The sequence below is a fragment of the Caballeronia sp. LZ003 genome (assembly GCF_031451465.1).
In the GTDB taxonomy this organism is placed as follows: domain Bacteria; phylum Pseudomonadota; class Gammaproteobacteria; order Burkholderiales; family Burkholderiaceae; genus Caballeronia.
The window spans coordinates 415,909-436,666 of the sequence record NZ_JARUXJ010000001.1 but is presented as its reverse complement, the minus strand read 5'-3'; the positions used below and the strand labels follow the sequence as shown (position 1 = coordinate 436,666).

Annotated in this window: 19 protein-coding genes; 15 read left to right on the top strand and 4 right to left on the bottom strand. The window is 63.3% G+C overall.

From position 1 onward, the window contains the following. The first annotated feature begins 66 nt into the window (after positions 1-66). Positions 67-1,563, top strand: a complete 1,497-nt coding sequence (gene glpK / locus QCE79_RS02035) for a glycerol kinase GlpK (RefSeq protein WP_309841434.1) — start codon at positions 67-69, stop codon at positions 1,561-1,563. Here glpK and QCE79_RS02030 read toward each other — a convergent pair. Both QCE79_RS02030 and QCE79_RS02025 read right to left on the bottom strand, forming a co-directional pair. After that, complete coding sequence (locus QCE79_RS02030; RefSeq protein ID WP_309841433.1) at positions 1,560-2,741, bottom strand: MFS transporter; 1,182 nt, start codon at positions 2,739-2,741, stop codon at positions 1,560-1,562. The genes glpK and QCE79_RS02030 overlap by 4 nt on opposite strands. Positions 2,742-2,760: 19 nt before the next feature. After that, positions 2,761-3,138, bottom strand: a complete 378-nt coding sequence (locus QCE79_RS02025; RefSeq protein ID WP_250491814.1) for a VOC family protein — start codon at positions 3,136-3,138, stop codon at positions 2,761-2,763. A 103-nt stretch (positions 3,139-3,241) separates the two neighbouring features. Between QCE79_RS02025 and QCE79_RS02020 the strand changes: the two genes are divergently transcribed. The 14 genes from QCE79_RS02020 to QCE79_RS01955 all read left to right on the top strand — a co-directional run bounded on the left by QCE79_RS02020 (position 3,242) and on the right by QCE79_RS01955 (position 18,342). Next, positions 3,242-4,213 (top strand): LysR family transcriptional regulator, encoded by a 972-nt coding sequence (locus QCE79_RS02020; RefSeq protein ID WP_404989355.1) that lies wholly within the window; start codon positions 3,242-3,244, stop codon positions 4,211-4,213. Between the two features lie 120 nt (positions 4,214-4,333). Further along, complete coding sequence (gene miaB / locus QCE79_RS02015; protein ID WP_244827063.1) at positions 4,334-5,713, top strand: tRNA (N6-isopentenyl adenosine(37)-C2)-methylthiotransferase MiaB; 1,380 nt, start codon at positions 4,334-4,336, stop codon at positions 5,711-5,713. A 21-nt stretch (positions 5,714-5,734) separates the two neighbouring features. Continuing rightward, on the top strand, positions 5,735-6,820 hold the full coding sequence (locus QCE79_RS02010) for a PhoH family protein (protein WP_250463127.1): 1,086 nt from the start codon (positions 5,735-5,737) through the stop codon (positions 6,818-6,820). Between the two features lie 4 nt (positions 6,821-6,824). Then, entirely contained in the window at positions 6,825-7,286 is a 462-nt protein-coding gene (gene ybeY / locus QCE79_RS02005) for an rRNA maturation RNase YbeY (RefSeq protein ID WP_250463125.1), read from the top strand. 35 nt (positions 7,287-7,321) lie between these two features. Next, a complete protein-coding gene (locus QCE79_RS02000; protein ID WP_244827959.1) occupies positions 7,322-7,999 on the top strand; it encodes a gamma-glutamylcyclotransferase in 678 nt (225 codons plus the stop codon). Between the two features lie 195 nt (positions 8,000-8,194). Beyond that, on the top strand, positions 8,195-9,100 hold the full coding sequence (locus tag QCE79_RS01995) for an HlyC/CorC family transporter (protein ID WP_244827060.1): 906 nt from the start codon (positions 8,195-8,197) through the stop codon (positions 9,098-9,100). An 84-nt stretch (positions 9,101-9,184) separates the two neighbouring features. Beyond that, positions 9,185-10,849: an apolipoprotein N-acyltransferase gene (lnt, locus tag QCE79_RS01990; protein WP_309841423.1), complete on the top strand. Its 1,665-nt coding sequence runs from the start codon at positions 9,185-9,187 to the stop codon at positions 10,847-10,849. A gap of 253 nt (positions 10,850-11,102) precedes the next feature. Further along, a complete protein-coding gene (glyQ, locus tag QCE79_RS01985; protein ID WP_244827058.1) occupies positions 11,103-12,119 on the top strand; it encodes a glycine--tRNA ligase subunit alpha in 1,017 nt (338 codons plus the stop codon). 17 nt (positions 12,120-12,136) lie between these two features. Beyond that, positions 12,137-14,236, top strand: coding sequence for a glycine--tRNA ligase subunit beta (gene glyS, locus QCE79_RS01980; protein ID WP_309841417.1), 2,100 nt, complete (start codon positions 12,137-12,139; stop codon positions 14,234-14,236). Next, entirely contained in the window at positions 14,233-14,793 is a 561-nt protein-coding gene (gene gmhB / locus QCE79_RS01975; RefSeq protein WP_309841414.1) for a D-glycero-beta-D-manno-heptose 1,7-bisphosphate 7-phosphatase, read from the top strand. Before glyS ends, gmhB begins: the two co-directional genes overlap by 4 nt. Positions 14,794-14,818: 25 nt before the next feature. Further along, complete coding sequence (locus QCE79_RS01970) at positions 14,819-15,592, top strand: 1-acyl-sn-glycerol-3-phosphate acyltransferase (protein WP_244827055.1); 774 nt, start codon at positions 14,819-14,821, stop codon at positions 15,590-15,592. A gap of 91 nt (positions 15,593-15,683) precedes the next feature. After that, entirely contained in the window at positions 15,684-16,565 is an 882-nt protein-coding gene (locus tag QCE79_RS01965; protein WP_244827054.1) for a M48 family metallopeptidase, read from the top strand. 124 nt (positions 16,566-16,689) lie between these two features. Next, positions 16,690-17,076 (top strand): lactoylglutathione lyase, encoded by a 387-nt coding sequence (gene gloA, locus QCE79_RS01960; RefSeq protein WP_244827053.1) that lies wholly within the window; start codon positions 16,690-16,692, stop codon positions 17,074-17,076. A 336-nt stretch (positions 17,077-17,412) separates the two neighbouring features. Then, positions 17,413-18,342, top strand: a complete 930-nt coding sequence (locus QCE79_RS01955) for a DMT family transporter (protein ID WP_309841411.1) — start codon at positions 17,413-17,415, stop codon at positions 18,340-18,342. A gap of 86 nt (positions 18,343-18,428) precedes the next feature. On the opposite strand, the gene QCE79_RS01950 is transcribed toward QCE79_RS01955, so the two are convergent. After that, a complete protein-coding gene (locus QCE79_RS01950) occupies positions 18,429-19,442 on the bottom strand; it encodes a DedA family protein/thiosulfate sulfurtransferase GlpE (RefSeq protein ID WP_244827051.1) in 1,014 nt (337 codons plus the stop codon). Positions 19,443-19,904: 462 nt separating this feature from the next. Further along, complete coding sequence (locus tag QCE79_RS01945) at positions 19,905-20,585, bottom strand: FadR/GntR family transcriptional regulator (RefSeq protein ID WP_309845125.1); 681 nt, start codon at positions 20,583-20,585, stop codon at positions 19,905-19,907. Positions 20,586-20,758: the final 173 nt, after the last annotated feature.

Sequence of the window (20,758 nt, the reverse complement as noted above, 5' to 3'; positions counted from 1 at the left end):
GCAGACCTCGCACGGCATCGCTCGATTTCACAAGCACGCCGATCCGTGCACTTTCGGGAGATGACCATGCAGGATCAGTACGTCCTCGCGCTCGACCAGGGCACGACCAGTTCGCGGGCCATGCTGTTCGACAGGAATGGCAATGTCGTTTCGGTGGCGCAGAAGGAGTTTCAGCAGATTTATCCGCAAGCGGGCTGGGTCGAGCACGATCCGCAGGAAATCTGGTCGACTCAGGCGGGCGTCGCCGCCGAAGCCGTGACGCGGGCGGGTTTGAGCGCGTCGTCGATTGCGGCGGTGGGCATCACGAATCAGCGCGAAACGACCATCGTGTGGGATCGGGAAACGGGAAAGCCGATCTATAACGCGATCGTCTGGCAGGACCGGCGCACGGCCTCGCTGTGTGACGAATTCAAGGCACGCGGGCTCGAAACCATGGTGCGCGCGAAGACGGGGTTGCCCATCGACGCGTATTTCTCGGCGAGCAAGATCCGCTGGATTCTCGATAACGTCGAAGGCGCGCGCGACAAGGCGAAGCAGGGACGGCTCGCGTTCGGCACGGTGGATAGCTGGCTCGTGTGGAACTTCAGGCGGCGCGGTTTGCATGTCACCGACATCACCAATGCGTCGCGCACCATGCTGTTCGACATCCACGCGCGCCGCTGGGACGACGAACTGCTCGAGGCATTCGAGATACCGCGCAGCATGCTGCCGGAAGTACGCAGTTCATCTGAGGTGTATGGCACGACGCAGGGCACCGTGTTCGCGGCCGATCTTCCACTCGCGTCCATTGCCGGCGACCAGCATGCCGCGTTGTTCGGCCAGATGTGTATCGATACCGGCATGGTGAAGAACACTTACGGCACCGGCTGCTTCCTCGTGATGAACACGGGCGAAACGCCGATCGAGTCGAGCAACAATCTCGTGACGACGATTGCCTGGCAAATCGGCGATACGGTGAACTATGCGCTCGAAGGCAGTATTTTTATTGCGGGCGCGGTCGTGCAATGGCTGCGCGACGGGTTGGGACTAATTCGCCGCGCGAGTGACGTCGAAGCCCTTGCGCGCGGCGTGCCGCATAGCGATGGCGTGTATCTCGTGCCCGCTTTCGCTGGCTTGGGCGCGCCGCACTGGAACGCGCGGGCTCGCGGCACACTGTTCGGCGTGACGCGCGGGACGACTTCCGCCCATATTGCGCGGGCGGCGCTGGATTCGATCGCTTATCAATCGGTCGATGTCTTGCGCGCGATGGAAGCGGATTCGGGCATACGCATCGCCCAATTGCGGGTGGATGGCGGTGCTTGCGCCAACGATCTGTTGATGCAGTTTCAGGCGGACATCCTGGGCGTGGATGCGGTGCGACCGCGCATCGCCGAAACGACCGCGCTTGGCGCGGCTTATCTCGCGGGGCTCGCGGTCGGATATTGGAAGGACATCGACGAGCTGAAATCGCAGTGGCAACTCGAGCGGCAGTTCACACCGACGATGCCCGCCGCCGATGTCGAGGCGTCTCTCGCGGGATGGCAGCGGGCGGTGAAGGCGGCGAAGGCGTGGGCGGATGGTTAAGCATTCGAATCCGCCGCTTTCACCCCTGACCTGACCTGCGGCGCATCGAAGCGCGCCGCGAACCACGTCACCCCAAGAGCGGCCACTGCGACCATCGCCGCCGCCCAAGGCAACACATCGAGCCCATAACCATGCGTCAGTACCGCGCCGCCGAGCCAGGCGCCACCCGCATTGCCAATATTGAACGCGCCGATGTTCAACGTCGAAGCAAGATTGGGCGCGTCCTTCGCCTTCTCGACCACGCGTGTCTGCAACGGCGGCACCGTCGCGAACGCCGCGATGCCCCAGACGAAGATCGTCACGATCGCGCCGACCTGACTGTGGCTCGTCTTTGCGAACACGGTCATCACGATGGCAAGCGCCAGCAAAATGCCCATCAGCGAAGGCATCAACGCGCGGTCCGCGAGCTTGCCGCCAATCGTATTGCCGACCGTAAGCCCGATGCCGAACAGCACGAGCACGAGCGTCACGCCGCGCGGCGAGAAGCCGCCGACCTGTTCGAGAATCGGCGCGATATACGTGAACACGACGAACACGCCGCCGAAGCCGAGCACGGTCATCGTCAGCGCGAGCCAGACCTGCGGGTCGCGCAACACGCGTACTTCGCGGCCGAGTCCGCTTGGTGCCGCATCGTGACGATTCGGCACGAGCGCGGTCACGCCGAGCGCGGACAGCAAGCCGAGACCGGCGACGATCCAGAACGTCGCGCGCCAGCCCAGTTCCTGACCGACGAACGTCCCGAACGGCACGCCCAGCACGTTCGCGAGCGTGAGGCCGGTGAACATGAGCGCAATGGCGCTCGCGCGTTTGTCGGCGGGCACGAGCGACGCCGCGACCACCGCGCCGATGCCGAAGAACGAACCGTGCGCGAACGAGGTCACGACGCGCGCGATCATCAGCAAACCGTAGTTCGGTGCGAGCGCGCAAAACACGTTGCCGACGATAAACACGAGCATCAGCAATTGCAGCGCGAGCTTGCGCGGCATTTTGCTCGTAAGCACGGCGAGCAGCGGCGCGCCGACCGCCACGCCGAGCGCATAGCCCGTGACGAGCAGCCCTGCCGATGGAATCGATACGGAAAGATCGCGTGCGACGTTGGGCAGCAAGCCCATGATGACGAACTCGGTCGTGCCGATGGCGAACGCGCTGATCGCCAGCGCGAGAAGAGGTAAAGGCATGGTCATGCTCCGAAATAGATCAATGGCGCGCGGTCACGAACTCGACAACCACGCCCGGCGCAAGCCGCACGAAAAGCTGACGTTCGCGCGCAAGCGGCACTTCCGCGATCCGATAGGCGTAGCCGCGACATTCGAGACGGTCGATGAGCGTGCGCCACTCGGCTTCGTCGTCGATACGCAGCGCGAGATGGTCGATGCGCGTCGCATCGGGGTGCGCGGCGACAGACGCATCGCCCGTCGCGATCAGATGCACGGCCGGCCGCGCGCCAAGATACAGCCAGTAGCCGCTTACACCGAATGGCGGTCGCGGACCCACTGACATCCCGGCGACATCGACGAAGAAACGCATCATCGAATCGCAGTCCGGCGCGACGATAGTCACGTGATCGAGTTGCATGGCGTTGAACCTGAAACGAGTTGGACGGATTGTGACCGCATGGCGCGCCGTTGATAATTGGGCTAGCCTTTGAATCATTGTCAAACCGGATTTGAAGATGACAATGGATCGGCTAGGCGACATGCGCCTTTTCACCGAAGCCGCCACGCTCGGCAGCCTGTCGGCGGCGGGACGCAAACTCGGCTTGTCGCCAGCGGCGGCGAGCGCGCGGCTCATCAAGCTGGAAAAAGCGCTGCACGCGCGGCTCTTCGAGCGCACCACGCGCCAATTGCGCCTGACGGACGAAGGGCGGCTGTACTTGCAGCATTGCCGTATCGCGCTGCAGGCTATCGACGACGCCGAAGCGGCGCTGCAAGCCGGGCAAAATCGCGTGCGCGGCAAAGTCCGCATTTCCGCGACGTCGGATTTCGGCCGGCACATGCTGCGCGGCTGGCTGGACGACTTCAGCCGCCTGCATCCGGACGTGAGCTTCGCGCTCACGCTGTCGGACTCGGTGTCGAATCTGCTGCAGGAGGAAATCGATCTGGCGATTCGCTTCGGCGCGCCGCCGGACAGCGGGCTCACGGCACGCTCGCTGGCGCCGAATCGGCGCGTGCTGTGCGCGTCGCCGAACTATCTCGCGCGCAAAGGCGTGCCGCACACGCCCGCCGAACTAACCGGGCACCACTTCGTCGTGATTTTCACCGCTGCGGGAACCCTCAACGAACTGGCTTTCGTGCGCGGCGAGGAGCGCTATTCCTACACCTTGCCCGTCGCCGATGCCTGGGAAACCAACGACGGCGCCATCGCGCGCGCGTGGGCGCTGGCGGGACATGGCATCGCGCATCAGTCGATCTGGGACATTGCCGCCGACGTGCGCTCGGGCGCGCTGCAGTTGATTCTGCCCGACTGGTGCACGCACGAAGCGCCCGTACACGCGCTCTTCCACGCCAATCGATATATGGCGCCGCGCGTGCGCGTGCTGCTGGATTTTCTGATCGAACGCTTCGAGACGACCACGGGCGAACTGCTTGGCGATCTGGCGTATCCGCCCGAGCGCGTCGGGCTTCGTCAGGATTTGTCGCCAGAGCTATAATATCGGCCTAATTACAAGTAGAAGCCGTGCAGATTGCTGCAAAAGCGCGGCACTCACGCGCAAAACCCTCTCAATCTCTTTTAGCGCCCCCAGGTTAACCACTGCGACCGGCGACCATTCATGACCAAGAAAGTATATGTAAAGACCTTCGGCTGCCAGATGAACGAGTACGACTCCGACAAGATGGTCGACGTGCTCGGCGCGGCGGAAGGGCTCGTCAAGACCGACACGCCTGAAGATGCGGACGTCATCCTGTTCAACACGTGCTCGGTGCGTGAGAAGGCCCAGGAAAAAGTGTTTTCCGACCTCGGCCGCGTGCGCGAATTGAAGGAAGCAAACCCGAATCTGCTGATTGGCGTAGGCGGTTGTGTCGCGAGCCAGGAAGGCGCGTCCATCGTTTCGCGCGCACCTTACGTGGATCTCGTGTTCGGTCCGCAAACGCTGCATCGCCTGCCCGCCATGATCGACAAGCGCCGCTCGACCGGCCGCGCGCAGGTGGACATCTCGTTTCCGGAAATCGAAAAGTTCGATCACCTGCCGCCCGCGCGCGTCGAAGGCCCGAGCGCGTTCGTATCGATCATGGAAGGCTGCAGCAAGTATTGCAGCTATTGCGTCGTGCCCTACACGCGCGGCGAGGAAGTCTCGCGCCCGCTCGACGACGTGCTCACCGAAATCGCCGGCCTGGCCGACCAGGGCGTGCGCGAAGTCACGCTGCTCGGCCAGAACGTGAACGCTTATCGCGGCGCGCTGACGCTCGGTTCGCAGGAAATCGCCGACTTCGCCACGCTCATCGAGTATGTCGCGGAAGTGCCGGGCATCGAGCGCATTCGCTATACGACGTCGCATCCGAAGGAATTCACGCAGCGCCTCATCGATACCTACGCCAAGGTGCCGAAGCTCGTGAGCCATTTGCATTTGCCGGTGCAGCATGGTTCCGACCGCATTCTCATGGCGATGAAGCGCGGCTATACCGTGCTCGAATACAAATCGGTGATCCGCAAGCTGCGCGCCATTCGCCCGGACCTTTCGCTGTCGACGGATTTCATCGTCGGCTTCCCCGGCGAAACCGAAGACGATTTCAACAAGATGATGGCGCTCATTCACGAGATGAGCTACGACACGAGTTTCTCGTTCATCTACAGCCCGCGTCCCGGCACGCCCGCCGCGAATCTGCACGACGACACGCCGCGCGAAGTCAAACTCAAGCGCTTGCAACATTTGCAGGCGACTATCGAGGAAAACGTCGTCAAGATCAGCAATTCCATGCTCGGCTCGGTGCAGCGTATTCTCGTGGAAGGCCCGTCGCGCAAGGACCCGAGCGAGCTCGCCGGACGCACGCAGAACAATCGCGTGGTCAATTTCCCGGCGCCGCTTTCGGCTCACAAGCGCCTGATCGGCCAAATGATCGACGTCGAGATCAATCACGCGTACCCGCACTCGTTGCGCGGCGCACTGGTGCTCGCGCCGGATACGGCGGCGACGCCCGAGTTGGCCAACTAAGTTAAGGACACCCCCTTCGCCTTGAAGAACGCTCCTCAGCAGCATCTGGAATTCACCGCTCCGCGCGATGACAACGCGCGGCTCGCCAACCTCTGCGGCCCGCTCGACGAGAACCTGCGGCAAATCGAGCAGGCGCTCGACGTGACGCTTTCGCGGCGCGGCCACAAGATCGCCATTCGCGGCCGTGGCGCAAAGGTCGCGCTTACCGCGCTCGAAAACTTCTACAACCGCGCGCGCGATCCGCTCTCGGTGGACGATATCCAGCTCGCGCTGGTCGAAGCGCGCCACGCAACGCGCCGCGCGAAGGCGAAGGAAGAAGAAGCGCCGATTGATCCGCGTTTTCGCGGCGATCCGGACCATCCCTTCGACGAACCCAGCGCCACCATCGACCTGGGCGACGAAGAAGACCACGGTCCCAAGCTCTACACGCGCCGCGCCGATTTGCGTGGCCGCACGCCCGCGCAACGCGATTATCTGAAGCAGATCATCGCGCACGACGTGACCTTCGGCATCGGGCCGGCGGGCACGGGGAAGACTTATCTCGCGGTTGCCTGCGCGGTGGACGCGCTCGAACGCGATCAGGTCAAGCGCATCGTGCTAACGCGACCCGCCGTGGAAGCGGGCGAGCGGCTCGGCTTCCTGCCGGGCGACCTCGCGCAAAAGGTCGATCCGTATCTGCGTCCGCTCTACGACGCGCTCTACGACCTGCTCGGCTTCGACAAGACCGCCAAGATGTTCGAGCGCCAGATGATCGAAATCGCGCCGCTCGCCTACATGCGCGGGCGCACGCTGAACCACGCGTTCATCATTCTGGACGAGGCGCAAAACACCACGCCCGAACAGATGAAGATGTTCCTCACGCGTATCGGCTTCGGCTCGAAGGCGGTCGTAACCGGCGACACCACGCAAGTCGATTTGCCGCGCGGACACAAGAGCGGCCTGATCGAAGCGCAGCATGTGCTGGCGGAAGTGCGCGGCATCGCGATCACGCACTTCACGTCGGCGGACGTGGTGCGCCATCCGCTGGTCGCGCGTATCGTCGAGGCTTACGACGCGCAATCGCAAAAAGATGCGGCAATCGCGGAAGCGCGGCAAAGGTCCGAGTGAAGTCATGCCTCGCCTCACTTTGACGCTGCAGTTTCCTGCCGCGAAAGCGTATCCGTCGCACAAGGCGCTGTTGCCGCGTGCGACGGTTGCGCGCTGGATCAAGGCTTCGCTCTTCGCGGACGCCGAATTGACCGTGCGTTTCGTCGATGAAGAAGAAGGCCGCATGCTGAACCGGACGTATCGGCAAAAGGATTACGCGACCAATGTGCTGACCTTTGCCTATGCCGAGTCGGAAGAAGATCCGGTCGCCGGCGATCTCATTCTTTGCTGCCCGGTCGTCGAGCGCGAGGCCGCCGAGCAAGGCAAGCCGCTCGCCGCGCATTATGCGCATCTCATTGTGCATGGCACGCTGCATGCGCAAGGCTATGACCACGAGGTCGAAAGCGAGGCGGAAGAGATGGAATCGATCGAGACGGATATCATGCAGTCTCTGGGTTTCACCGATCCCTACGTGCCGCTCGTCTGATCCCCGGTCTTCATCGAGATGCCTTGCCACGCGCCGTGAACGACAAGACGCCTGAACCCACGCCCTTTTACGAACCCGCCACGCCGTGCCCCGACTATCCGCCGGTGCTGGGCAACTCCGCGCTTCTCACCGACGAGGAGCTCGCCGCCTCGCGCGCGGTGACTTTCGCCGATTGGGACGGCAAATCCGACATCTGGCTTTTCGGCTATGGATCGCTCATCTGGAACCCCGGCTTGCCGACGCTCGAAGCCGTGCGCGGCAAGGTGCATGGCTATCATCGCGGGCTCTACTTGTGGTCGCGCGTGAATCGCGGCACGCCGGAACAGCCGGGCCTCGTGCTCGCGCTCGATCGCGGAGGCTCGTGCACCGGCATGGCGTTTCGCCTGTCCGGAACCGAGGCGCACGAACATCTCGAAGTGCTCTGGCGACGCGAAATGGCAATGGGCTCGTACCGTCCCGCGTGGCTGCCGTGCACGCTGATCGACGGCCGGCGCGTCGATGCGCTTGCCTTCGTGATGCGTCGCGACGTGGTGTCGTACACAGGCAAGCTCGCGGACCCGATCGTTCGGACCGTGCTCGGCTGCGCGAGCGGCCGTTATGGCACGACGCTCGATTACGTGAGCCGCACGGTCGTGGCGCTGCGCGAAAGCGGCATGCCGGACCGCGCGCTGGAAGCGCTGTTGCGGCGCTGCAAGGGGCAAAACGCGGAGTGAAGGCGCGCGCTCGGGCATCGTACGAAGATCGTCCGGATGGCCAATCCGCGCACGAGACACACATCTCGCATAATTCTCGGCTAGCATCTCCTTCGCAGAAGAAGCGCGCGCGCCGCTTCACCCCGGCCGCTATTTTCCTTGGTGTATGCTTAACTTTCCGCTAAAACGCGCCCGGGCATTCCCGGGCGCTCCGCTATGAACGAACCCTATCCCAGTCGACGACACTCCGAAAAACCGCCGGAAAAGCGCTCGTTGCTCGAACGCCTGACCGACTTCATCTCGCACGAACCCGAGTCGCGCGACGAGCTTCTCGAAGTGCTGCAGGACGCGCACGAACGCAACCTGCTCGACGCCGATTCGCTTTCGATGATCGAAGGCGTCTTTCAGGTGTCCGATCTCTGCGCGCGCGACATCATGGTGCCGCGCGCCCAGATGGACGCCATAAACATCGCCGAAACGCCCGCGGAATTCATCCCGTTCGTGCTGGAAAAAGCACACTCGCGCTATCCGGTGTTCGAGGGCAATCGCGACAACATCATTGGCGTCCTGCTCGCGAAGGATTTGCTGCGTTATTACGCGGAAGAAGAGTTCGATGTGCGCGGCATGCTGCGCCCCGCCGTGTTCATTCCGGAATCGAAACGTCTGAACGTGCTGCTGCACGACTTTCGTGTGAACCGCAATCACATTGCCATCGTCGTCGATGAATACGGCGGCGTCGCGGGCCTCATCACCATCGAAGACGTGCTGGAGCAGATCGTCGGCGATATCGAGGACGAATACGATTTCGACGAGGAAGCGGGCAATATCATCGCGTCGCCGGACGGAAAGTATCGGGTGCGCGCGCTGACGGGCATCGAACAATTCAACGAGCAATTCGGCAGCGACTTTTCCGACGAGGAAGTGGACACCATCGGCGGGCTCGTCACGCATCGTTTCGGGCGCGTGCCGCATCGCGGCGAGAAGGTGCGCATCGACGACTTCGTGTTCGAGATACTGCGTGGCGATGCGCGGCAGATTCACGTGCTGCTCGTGAGGCGCGTGCCGAGCGTGGCGCAGCATCGCCGGCATGATGCCGATGACGAGGATGAGCTGCGGGATTGAGGGGTGCGCGATTGATAAAGTCTCGATCGCAAACCACGACCACACCTCCGCTCCCGCACGGCTCCGCCGTCAACCACGTATTCCATGACCGACTCATCGTTCCGTCTTCTCTCGCGCCGACGCGCGGCATCTGAATCCGCAACCGGCAATACGCCCCGCGCCCTTCCCTTCTGGCATTACCTCGTGGCCGCCGTGCTCGGCGCGGCCAACACGCTTTCGTTCGCGCCGACGCCGCATGGCGGCTGGATCGAGCTCGTGCTCTTCACGCTGTTCTTCGCGTGGCTCTCACGCGCGACCAGTTGGAAGAGCGCGGCGGCAACCGGCTGGGCGTTCGGTTTCGGCAATTTCGTCACGGGCGTGTGGTGGCTCTATGTCAGCATGCATGTGTACGGCGGCATGGCCGCGCCGCTCGCGGCGGCCGCCGTCGCGCTTTTTTGCCTGTATCTCGCGATGTATCCGGCATTATCGAGCGCGCTCTGGGCGCTCGTCGCAGGGCGCGCCCGTTTCGGCGATGAAGACGCGGCCACCGTGCAAGATATCGAAACCGCGTCGCGCTACGTGCCCACCTGGCACGGCGCGTTCGCCTTCGCGAGCGCGTGGGCTATCGGCGAGTGGTTGCGCGGGCTCGTGTTCACGGGCTTTCCCTGGCTCGCAAGCGGCTATGCGCAAGTCGATGGACCGCTCGCGGGCTTCGGTTCGGTCGTCGGTGTATATGGCGTTGCATGGGTGCTGGCGCTCGTCGCCGCGCTGATCGTTCAAACGGTCTATCAAGTCAGCCGAGCGCGCGCTGCGCGTTTTGTACCGGGCGCGGTTGCGCTCGCGCTGATCGTCGCCGGCATGCTGCTCTCGCTCGTGCAATGGACGACGCCCGCCAACGCGCCGCTCACCGTGCGGCTCCTGCAAGGCAATGTCAAACAGGAGATGAAGTTCGAACAGGCGGGCGTGGATGCATCGCTCGCGCTTTATGAGCGGCTCATCACGGAGAAACCCGCCGATCTCATCGTGACACCCGAAACCGCGCTGCCGGTGCTGGCTGTTCAGGTGCCGCATGATTTCGCCGCCAAGATTCGCAGCTTCGCCGACAATACGAAGTCATCGATCCTGTTCGGTGCAATTGGCGTAACGGTTCTGCCCGATGGCCGCGTGACCGACTTCACAAACAGTCTCTTTGGCATTACGCCGGGGACGCTCGATGTCTATCGCTACGACAAGCATCATCTCGTGCCGTTCGGCGAGTTCGTGCCGCTCGGGTTTCATTGGTTCGTGCAACTGATGGGCATTCCGCTCGGCGATCTCGCGCGCGGGCCGATCGCGCAGAAGGCGTTTTTCGTGCATAACCAGCCCGTAGCCGTCGATATCTGTTACGAGGACATCTTCGGCGAAGAGATCGCGCATACGATCCGCGAGCAGGAAGCGCCTGCGGGCGTGCTGGTGAACTCGACCAATCTCGCGTGGTTCGGCAATACGATCGCGCTCGACCAGCACTTGCAGATCGCACGCATGCGTTCGATCGAAACCGGCCGGCCGATGCTGCGCGCGACCAACACGGGAATGACCGCGGTGATCGCGGCGAACGGCGATATCGTCTCGCGTCTGCCGACGTTCACGACAGGCGTGCTGGAGGCGACGGTGCAGGGAATGTCGGGGCGCACGCCTTATGTGACGAGCGGGAACGTCACCGTGATTGCCGTTTCGCTGTTGTTGCTGGCGTTGGCATTTGCGTTTGCGCCGGGGAGAAAACGCTCGTAAATGCGACTGCGGCATGCGCTCATGCCGGTGCGCGCGCCGCATCGATCCAAGCTACCGAGTCACGCGAAGGCTCACCGCGCATGGGATCGGTCCGACACCTTATCCGCGCTCGGCAACCCATACGCAAGCTCCCCCACCCCGCCATACGCTAGAATCGAGAGTTTCGGTATTCCGCCGAGCCTCGGGTCCGTGCCGTCACGAGCACCATGACGTCTGCGTCCACGGCCGCGTCCGGTCCGCATCAAAGGCAATCATGCTCACCTTTCAGCAAATCATCCTGACGCTGCAGTCCTACTGGAACGACAAGGGCTGCGCGCTTCTTCAGCCGATCGACATGGAAGTCGGCGCCGGCACCTCGCACGTTCATACGTTTTTGCGCGCCATCGGCCCGGAACCGTGGCGTGCCGCCTACGTGCAGCCGTCGCGCCGCCCCAAGGACGGCCGCTATGGCGAGAACCCGAACCGCCTGCAGCACTACTATCAGTATCAAGTGGTGCTCAAGCCCGCGCCGGAAAATATCCTCGATCTCTACCTCGGCTCGCTCGAAGCGCTCGGCTTCGATCTGAAGCAGAACGACGTGCGCTTCGTCGAAGACGACTGGGAAAATCCCACGCTCGGCGCTTGGGGGCTCGGCTGGGAAGTCTGGCTGAACGGCATGGAAGTCACGCAGTTCACGTACTTCCAGCAAGCAGGCGGTCTCGACTGCAAGCCGGTGCTCGGCGAAATCACCTACGGTCTGGAACGTCTCGCGATGTATCTGCAAAAGGTCGATAACGTCTATGACCTCATCTGGACCGAATGGCAGGAAGACGGCCCGAATGGCCGCGAACTGCGGCGCCTTACGTATGGCGATGTCTATCACCAGAACGAAGTCGAACAGTCCACGTATAACTTCGAACACGCGAACGTCGATCTGCTTTTCACCTTCTTCAATAGCTACGAAGCCGAAGCGAAAAAGATGATCGAAGCGAAGCTCGCGCTGCCCGCCTACGAACTCGTGCTCAAGGCCGGCCACACATTCAATCTGCTCGATGCGCGCGGCGCCATTTCCGTGACGGAGCGCGCGGCGTATATCGGCCGCATCCGCGCGTTGTCACGACTCGTCGCGCAGGCGTATTACGATTCGCGCGAAGCGCTCGGCTTCCCGATGCTCGGCAATCCGGTGCACGCCGCAGCCGGGCTCATCACCGACAGCGAGGAAGCGGCGCGTCCCGCCTGGGCGCCCGCGTTGAAAGTCGAAAGCAATCCCGGCAACACCGAACAAGCTTGACGAGAGACGACAGAACAATGACGCAATCCACTTCCGCTTCTCTGCTCGTCGAGCTGTTGACCGAAGAACTGCCACCGAAGGCGCTCGCGCGTCTCGGCACCGCTTTCGCCGAAGGCATCGTCGAGCGTTTGGCCGCGCGCGATCTGATCGAAGGCGCGGCATCGTTCGAAAAATACGCCACGCCGCGCCGGCTCGCCGTGCTGATCGAAAACGTGCGCAACGTCGCCCCGGAAAAGCAGGTGCGCGAGAAGGTGCTGCCCGTGACCGTCGCGCTCGACGCGAGCGGCAATCCCACGCCGCCGCTCGCCAAGAAGCTTGCGGCGCTCGGCTTTCCCGACTTCCCCGTTGGCGAACTCGAACGCGCGCAGGACGGCAAGGCCGAAGCGTTCTTCCTGCGCTACGCGGCGCCGGGCGCAACGCTCACCGAAGGCTTGCAAGCCGCGCTCGACGAAACCTTGGCCAAGTTGCCGATTCCAAAGGTCATGACGTATCAGCGTCCGGACGGCGCGAGCGTGCAGTTCGTGCGTCCGGTGCAGCGTCTGGTCGCGTTGCATGGCCGCGATATCGTGCCGGTCGGCGCGCTCGGCGTCGATGCGGGCGACACGACCATCGGTCATCGCTTCATGTCGGAAGGCTTCGTTGCGATCGCTCGCGCGGACGACTACGCCGAAACGCTGCGCACCAAGGGCCATGTCGTCGCCAATTTCGACGACCGCCGCGAATCCATTCGCACGCAATTGCAGGCGTTCGCGGGTGAAGATCGCGTCGTGATGCCCGAAGCGCTGCTCGACGAAGTGAACGCGCTGGTCGAATGGCCGGTCGTGTATCAGTGCCGGTTCGACGACGAGTTCCTGCAGGTGCCGCAGGAATGTCTCATCCTCACGATGCAGACCAACCAGAAATATTTCGCGCTCACGGACCAGGACGGCAAGCTGCGCTCGCGCTTTCTGATCGTCTCCAATATCGATACGAAGACGCCCGGCGAGATCATCGAAGGCAACGAGCGCGTGGTGCGTCCGCGTCTCGCCGATGCCAAGTTCTTCTTCACGCAGGACAAGAAGAAGCGCCTCGAAGACCGCGTGCCGCAACTTGCGAACGTCGTCTACCACAACAAGCTCGGCTCGGCCTTGCAGCGCGTGGAGCGTCTCGAAGCGCTCGCGGGCGAGATCGCGCCGCTCGTTGGTGTCGATGCCGCGCTCACGCGCCGCGCCGCGCGTCTTGCGAAGGCGGACTTGCTCACCGACATGGTCGGCGAATTCCCCGAATTGCAAGGCACGATGGGCACGTACTACGCACGCCACGACGGCGAACCGGAGGAAGTGGCGCTCGCATGCTCGGAGCACTATCAGCCGCGTTTCTCGGGCGACGACACGCCGTCCACCGGCGTCGGTTGCGCGGTGGCGCTCGCGGACAAGCTGGAAACCATCGTCGGCATCTGGGGCATCGGCCTTGCGCCGACGGGCGAGAAAGATCCGTTCGCGCTGCGCCGTCATGCGCTCGGCGTGCTGCGCATCCTGCTCGAAAAGAAGATGCCGATCGACCTGCGCGAGCTCGTCAACGCGGCCCAACGCCAATTCGCCGGCATGCCGCAAGTCGCGGATTCGACCGAAGCAATCTACGCGTTCTTCCTCGATCGTCTGCGTGGTCTTCTGCGCGAACGCGGCTTCAACGCGAGCGAGATCGACGCCGTGCTGAGCCTGAATCCTACGCGTCTCGACGACATCGTCGCGCGTCTGGATGCCGTGCGCGAATTCGCCTCGTTGCCAGAGGCGGCATCGCTCGCGGCCGCCAACAAGCGCATCTCGAACATTCTCAGGAAGTCCGAGCAAGGCGTGCCGACGGCGGTCAATCCGGAACTGCTCGTCGAGGCAGCGGAGAAAGACCTTTACGCGCAGATCGAAAGTGTCACGCCGCGCGTGCAGAGCCAGCTCGCCGCACGCAACTACACCGAAGCGCTGACCGCGCTCGCCGCCCTTCGCGCTCCCGTCGACACATTCTTCAACGACGTGATGGTGAACGCGGAAGACGCGGCGTTGCGTAACAACCGCCTCGCGCTCCTCAACGCATTGCATCAGCAGATGAACTGCGTCGCGGACATCTCCAAACTGGCCGCATGACGACGATGAATCGCAAACTGGTCATTCTCGATCGCGACGGCGTCATCAACGTCGACTCCGATGCCTTCATCAAGTCGCCGGACGAATGGGTCGCTATTCCCGGCAGTCTCGAAGCCATCGCGCGGCTGAATCAGGCCGGTTTTCGCGTGGCGATCGCATCGAATCAGTCGGGGATCGGGCGCGGCCTGTTCGACATGGCCGCGCTCAACGCCATGCATCAGAAGATGAATCGCGCGACGGCGGCAGTCGGCGGGCGTATCGACGCCATCTTCTTTTGTCCGCATACGGCCGAAGACCAATGCGATTGCAGAAAGCCGAAGCCTGGCATGTTGCAGCAGATCATCGAGCGCTTCGAGATCGACCCGGAAGACACGCCGGTCGTCGGCGACTCGCTGCGCGACCTGCAAGCCGGCGCGGCGCTCGGCTTTCCCTTGCATCTCGTTCTGACCGGCAAGGGACCGATTACGCTCGCGGAAGGCAATCTGCCCGAAGGCTTAAGCGTTCACAAGGATCTGCGCGCCTTTGCGCTCGACTATCTCGCGCGGCATCGTGACTGACCGGCCGCCGCATCACTGACCTTCCATGCGCTTCATCCGTTCGTTGCTGTTGATGCTCTACTTCGTCGCGTACACCGTGCCGTACGCGACCGCGTGCTTCATCGCGTTCCCCTTCATGCGGGCCGACAAGCGTTACTGGATGGCGGCCGGCTGGTGCAAGTCGACCATCGTCGTGTTGCGCTATCTGGTCGGCATTCGCTACGAGATCGTCGGCATGGAGAATCTGCCGCATGGTCCGGCGGTGCTGTTGTCGAAGCATCAATCGGCTTGGGAGACGCTCGCGTTTCCGGCGCTCATGCCGCGTCCGCTCTGCTATGTGTTCAAGCGCGAGCTGCTCTATGTGCCATTCTTCGGCTGGGCGCTCGGACTCCTGAAGATGGTGCATATCGACCGCAAGCAAGGCCGCGATGCGTTCGTTTCCGTCGCGCGGCAAGGCCGTGCGCGCATGGACGAAGGCGCGTGGGTCATCATGTTTCCGGAAGGCACGCGCACACGCACCGGCACGCAGGGCAAGTACAAGACGGGCGGCGCGCGCTTCGCGGTGGCGACGGGCGCGCCGGTCGTGCCTATCGCGCATAACGCGGGGCGGCTCTGGCCGCGTAATTCGTTCATCAAATATCCGGGTATAGTCACGGTGTCGATTGGCCAGCCGATCGACACTGCCGGACTCACGCCCGAGGAAGTGAACACGCGAGTCGAGAGCTGGATCGAAATGGAGATGCGCCGCATCGATCCGCTCGCTTATGCGACGCCCGACGTGCGACCGGGTGAACCTGGCGCGGCGGGCGCTGGCCGCTGACGCGGTCGTTCGCATTCGCATCCGATCGAGCCGCGGCGTGCCTTTCTCGTTCTTCTCGTCATTCCTGCGCCGGGAGCGCAAAGCCGAGCCGATGCAGAAGCAACCTTCGCGACAGCGCCCCGCCGTCGCGCTCGATACCCTGCAACTCGATCTACCGTTCGAGCATGCGCCCGAGTTCTGTGCGCCATCCACGGCGCCCGCGCCTCTGCGCGGCGAAGTTCCTCCTTCAAGCGCACCACTGCCGGAAGGCGTGCGTCAGCGCCGCATCGTCCTGGGTGCACGCGCGCTCGACTATCGGCTGAAGCGGTCGGCGCGGCGCACCATCGGCTTTTGCATCGATGGCACCGGACTCACCATTACCGCGCCGCGCTGGGTGACGATCGCCGATATCGAAAGCGCGATCGGCGGCAAGCAGAGCTGGATCTTCAAGAAGCTGACCGAATGGCAGACGCGTGTGGAAGAGCGCGCGTTGCCGCGCATCGACTGGAAAGACGGCGCGCAGTTTCCGTATCTCGGCAAGACCATACGCGTGGCGCTGAATGCGGGCGCGGGATCGCTTTCGTTCGATGACGAGACCGGCGTGCTGCGTGTGCCGCTTCCCGCACTCGCGGATGCGCAGCAGATCAAGGACCGCGTGCAAGGCTGGTTGCAAAGCGAAGCAAAGCGCATCTTCGGCGAGCAGCTCGCGGTCTATGCACGAAAGCTCGGCGTGGAATACCGGGCGTATGCGCTTTCGTCGGCGGCGACGCGCTGGGGCAGTTGTTCGAGCGATGGCAAGATTCGCCTGAACTGGCGGCTCATTCATTTTCCGATGTCGATCATCGACTATGTGGTCGCGCACGAGCTTGCGCATCTGCGCGAGATGAACCACAGTCCGCGTTTCTGGCAAACCGTCGAATCCATCTTTCCCGAGTTCCGCGAAGCCCGGCATACGCTCAAGCATCATCCGCCGGATCTGCTGCCCGCGCTTTGAGCGCCCGTCAGCGCGCGCCGCGGGTGCCCGGTACAATTCGAGACGAGAACCGCGCCGCCCGACCAATCGATAAAAACGAACCGGGCGCGTCGTCTTTTCGCAATCAAACAACAGGAACCCCACCATGCGACTCCTTCACACGATGCTGCGCGTCGGCGATCTGCAACGTTCCATCGATTTCTATACGCGCATTCTCGGCATGAAAGTGCTGCGTCAAAGCGAGAACACCGAGTACAAGTACACGCTCGCCTTCGTCGGTTACGGCGATGAGAGCGAGACCAGCGTGCTCGAGCTGACCTACAACTGGGGCGTCGAGAAGTACGAGATGGGCACGGCATATGGTCATATCGCGCTGGAAGTGGACAGCGCCGCCGACGCGTGCAACCGTATCCGCGAAGCCGGCGGCAAGGTCACGCGCGAAGCCGGCCCGGTGAAGGGCGGCACGACGGTGATCGCGTTCGTCGAAGACCCGGACGGGTACAAGGTCGAGTTGATCGAAAAACATTCTTGATTGACGTCCGACGTTGGACGTTCGATTCAGGGCGATTGCGGAAATCGGAAGCGGCGAAGTGATGCCGTTTGCTCAAGCAGACCGTGCTTACCGCCTCCAAACGACCTGCGCTTGAGCACAACGGCGCTAGTCGTCAAGCCGAACTCGGCGTGTTCGAACGTCAGGCTGTGGGCGCATGACCGACCACGGCTAAGCCGGCCGTAATCATCGCGCTCGAACGTAAGGCCGGTCACGCTTTCGCATCACCGTCGTGCTACTTCTGGTTTTTCACGCGCAGCGTCACCACTTCGCTGGCACAATCGACGCTCCAAAACAGTGCGACGTCGATGCGTGAACATGAGCACATCCTCTTTCGCCCTGCGCCGCGCGCCCGACCTCACGGCCGTCGCCGTGATGATTGCGCTGTGCGGCGTGTGGGGCTTTCAGCAAGTCGCCATCAAGGAAGCGAACAGCTTTATTCCGCCGATGCTGCAAGCGGGCGGACGCTCGCTCATCGCCACTTTTCTGGTGTTGATCTGGACGCGCACGCGCGGCGTGCCGCTCTTTCAGCGCGACGATACCCTGCCCGCCGGAATCCTTGCCGGCATATTGTTCGGCGGTGAATTCGTCTGCATTTTCTTCGGCCTGAGTCTAACGACAGCCTCGCGCATGGCCGTCTTTCTCTATACCGCGCCCTGTTTCACCGCACTTGGCCTGCATTGGTTCGTCGCCGGCGAGCGGCTTGCGCGCACGCAGTGGTGCGGCATCATGCTCGCGTTTTGCGGCATGGCGCTTGCCTTCGCGGATGGCTTTCTGCACGGCGCGCCGCAAAGCGCATCGACCTTGCGCGGCATCGCAGGCGATACGCTCGGTGTCATGGCGGGCCTCTTCTGGGCCGCGACGACGGTCGTCGTGCGCGCCTCGTCACTCTCGCGAACGAGTGCGAGCAAGACGCTCTTCTATCAGCTCGCGGTATCGGCGGTCATGCTGCTCGCGCTCGCGGCCGTCACCGGACAAACTCATGTCGACGCGCTGCCGCCGCTCGCTATCGCAAGTCTCGTTTATCAGGCCGTGGTGGTGGCGTTCGTGAGCTATCTGACCTGGTTCTGGCTGCTCACGCGCTATATGGCGTCGCGGCTCTCCGTATTTTCGTTTCTGACGCCGATCTTCGGTGTGACCTTCGGCGTGTTGCTGCTCGGCGAGCACTTCACCGCGCGCTTCATGGTCGCCGCGGCGATGGTGCTTGCGGGCATCGCGCTCGCCAACCGGCGCGGCGGGAACGCTTGAATTTTTATTCGAGCGCCGACCTGGAGCATGGGCGCTTGCGGCTATCACCCGAGTAAGCCGGCGCGGCAGGACCGCCCGAGTTTTGATTACTCGGGCGCCGTCGCGCGGATCGTGACCATGTCGTCCATATCGCTGTCTTCGTGCGTATCGACGTGCGGCTTTTCCGGCGGAATGGATTCGATCGGATAGCCGTGCTTCTCCCACGCGTCCAGGCCGCCCTTGAGCGGACGCACGTTGGTGAAACCCTTGGCGCGCAGCCGACGCGAGATAGACTTGGCCGTCGCTTCGTTCGGGCAGACGCAATACACGACGACTTCGTGCTCCGACAGCAACTGATCGACGCGGCCGGGGGAATCGAGATCCAGCGCGACCGCGCCCGGAATGCGATACGGCTCCTTGCGGCGTATGTCGATTGGCCGTGCATCGTAGATGACGGGCGGCGTATCGCTTTGCATCATGGCGTCGAGCTGGTCGGGCGTGATGTGATACTTCTCCAGCCACTGGTGAAACTGCACGCGCCGCACCCATCGATACAGAATGAAACCGACGCCCGCGAGCACGAGAATATCGATCACGGTCGCGCCGTTCGCGCGAACCAGCACGACGAGGCGCGCGATCTGCTCCTGCAGCGCCGCGCCGCCCAGAATCCAGAAACTGGCCCAGGCGGTCGCGCCGATCAAGTCCCACAACACGAACACGCGCACGTCGATCTGCGTGGTGCCTAGCAACGGCGCCGACACGAGCCCGAGTCCGGGAACGAACTTGGACAACGCGAGCAGCGGCACGCCGAAGCGTTCGAACCAGCGACGCGCGGTGCGCAGCGTGGAGTCGATCGAGAGGGAGAAGCGCACCAGCGAGTTGAGGAAGCGTCGGCCGTAGAGACGGCCTGCCGCGAACCAGAGCGAATCGGCGATGAGCACCGCGAGCACGGCCGCGCCAAGCATCGGCCAGAAGGACGACTCGCCGGACGCGACGAGCGAGCCGGCGAGAATCAGCATCGGCGCGGCGGGGACCGGCACGCCAAGTTGCGTCGCGAGGACGCTGACGAACACGGCCCACGCGCCCCACGACGACGCAAGCGAAGTCGGGACGTGCGGCATTCAAACTCCTTCACGAGCTAGCGCACGGTTCTTCGATGCGGGCGTGCTTTCGGTGCGGTGCGCAAGGGCTCCACTTTATCGCGATCGTGAATGGTTTGCCTGAATGTAGCGGTGTCAGCGGGGCGTTTGGGTCGTGCGTGCGTGGCGCTGTCACTGCGGTGTGATGTGCGAGGAAGAAGGCGCGCATTGCCTTCTTGCCGATGAACACCAGCCGGTTCGGCGACGACACATGCCGAGGTCGCAGGACAGATGGTTCATGCCTCCGATGTACGCCTCGATCTACTGTCTGCTGTCTGCTATCTGCGATTGCGTCACGCCAAAGCCGATTGGCCGGCGTGCGTCGTGCGTCGTGCGTCAATCGCCGTGCGCCGTGCGCCGTGCGCCGCGCGCCGTGCGTCGTGCGCCGTGCGCCGTGCGCGTGCGCCGTGCGGCATCGCGCACGATGATCCACCGACGCCCGCCTCAACTCTCGATCCGCGACCGCGTCACGCCGAGCAGATCGGCCATTGCGCGGCGAGCGGCGCCAGCATTGCGCGCGATGATCGCATCGAACACCGCCGTGTGTTCGGCAAGCGACGCGTTGTACACCTCCGCGCGCTTCGCGTTCAGCCGAAGCTGGCCTTCCAGCGTGCGTTCGATCAGCGCGCCAAGCGGAATCAGCAACTCGTTGCTGCAGGCGGCCAGCACGCACAAATGAAAATCCAGATCGGCGCGTACCCATTCGTCGACGTTCTGCGCGCCGACCATCGCCTGATGCGCGCTCGTGAGCCGCTCGCGCGTCTGCGCTTCGTGATTGTCAGCGGCGAGCGCGGCTGCGTATGGCTCGATCATCTCGCGCATTTCCTGCAGCTTGAGCGCGAATTGCAGCGGCGGCGCCACGCGCGAGTACCAGTCGAGCATGTCGGCATCGAGCAGATTCCACGCGTCCTTTGCGCGCACGCGCGTGCCGACCTTGGGCCGCGATTCGATCAGCCCTTTCGATGTGAGCGTGCGCAGCGCCTCGCGCAGCACCGTGCGGCTCACGCCGAAGCGCTCCATCAATTCGGCCTCGCGCGGCAACGAAGTCTGCGGCGCGAAATCGCCGCGCAAAATGGCCATGCCGAGTTCGTGAGCGACGCGGCCGTGTAAATCGCGATGAATGATCTTGTTCTCCTGCTCGTTTGCGCACGATTATCGGGCATTGGCCGAGTGTGCTGAAGCGGTTTCCTTGGAACAAAGCGGCTTTGCATGGATAGCGGATGGTGCATGCGCGAGTGTCGCCATATTTCCACCGCTCCACCATCCGACTGCTCGTGCACCGATCCGCGACTTCGCCA

Coding starts and splice junctions, on each gene's coding strand:
- ybeY (WP_250463125.1), top strand. CDS start 6,825: ATGCCTCGCCTCACTTTGACGCTGCAGTTTCCTGCCGCGAAAGCGTAT.
- glyQ (WP_244827058.1), top strand. CDS start 11,103: ATGCTCACCTTTCAGCAAATCATCCTGACGCTGCAGTCCTACTGGAAC.
- gloA (WP_244827053.1), top strand. CDS start 16,690: ATGCGACTCCTTCACACGATGCTGCGCGTCGGCGATCTGCAACGTTCC.
- miaB (WP_244827063.1), top strand. CDS start 4,334: ATGACCAAGAAAGTATATGTAAAGACCTTCGGCTGCCAGATGAACGAG.
- QCE79_RS02030 (WP_309841433.1), bottom strand. CDS start 2,741: ATGCCTTTACCTCTTCTCGCGCTGGCGATCAGCGCGTTCGCCATCGGC.
- QCE79_RS01950 (WP_244827051.1), bottom strand. CDS start 19,442: ATGCCGCACGTCCCGACTTCGCTTGCGTCGTCGTGGGGCGCGTGGGCC.
- glpK (WP_309841434.1), top strand. CDS start 67: ATGCAGGATCAGTACGTCCTCGCGCTCGACCAGGGCACGACCAGTTCG.
- QCE79_RS01955 (WP_309841411.1), top strand. CDS start 17,413: ATGAGCACATCCTCTTTCGCCCTGCGCCGCGCGCCCGACCTCACGGCC.
- gmhB (WP_309841414.1), top strand. CDS start 14,233: ATGACGACGATGAATCGCAAACTGGTCATTCTCGATCGCGACGGCGTC.
- QCE79_RS01970 (WP_244827055.1), top strand. CDS start 14,819: ATGCGCTTCATCCGTTCGTTGCTGTTGATGCTCTACTTCGTCGCGTAC.
- QCE79_RS01965 (WP_244827054.1), top strand. CDS start 15,684: ATGCAGAAGCAACCTTCGCGACAGCGCCCCGCCGTCGCGCTCGATACC.
- QCE79_RS02025 (WP_250491814.1), bottom strand. CDS start 3,138: ATGCAACTCGATCACGTGACTATCGTCGCGCCGGACTGCGATTCGATG.
- glyS (WP_309841417.1), top strand. CDS start 12,137: ATGACGCAATCCACTTCCGCTTCTCTGCTCGTCGAGCTGTTGACCGAA.
- lnt (WP_309841423.1), top strand. CDS start 9,185: ATGACCGACTCATCGTTCCGTCTTCTCTCGCGCCGACGCGCGGCATCT.
- QCE79_RS01995 (WP_244827060.1), top strand. CDS start 8,195: ATGAACGAACCCTATCCCAGTCGACGACACTCCGAAAAACCGCCGGAA.
- QCE79_RS02020 (WP_404989355.1), top strand. CDS start 3,242: ATGGATCGGCTAGGCGACATGCGCCTTTTCACCGAAGCCGCCACGCTC.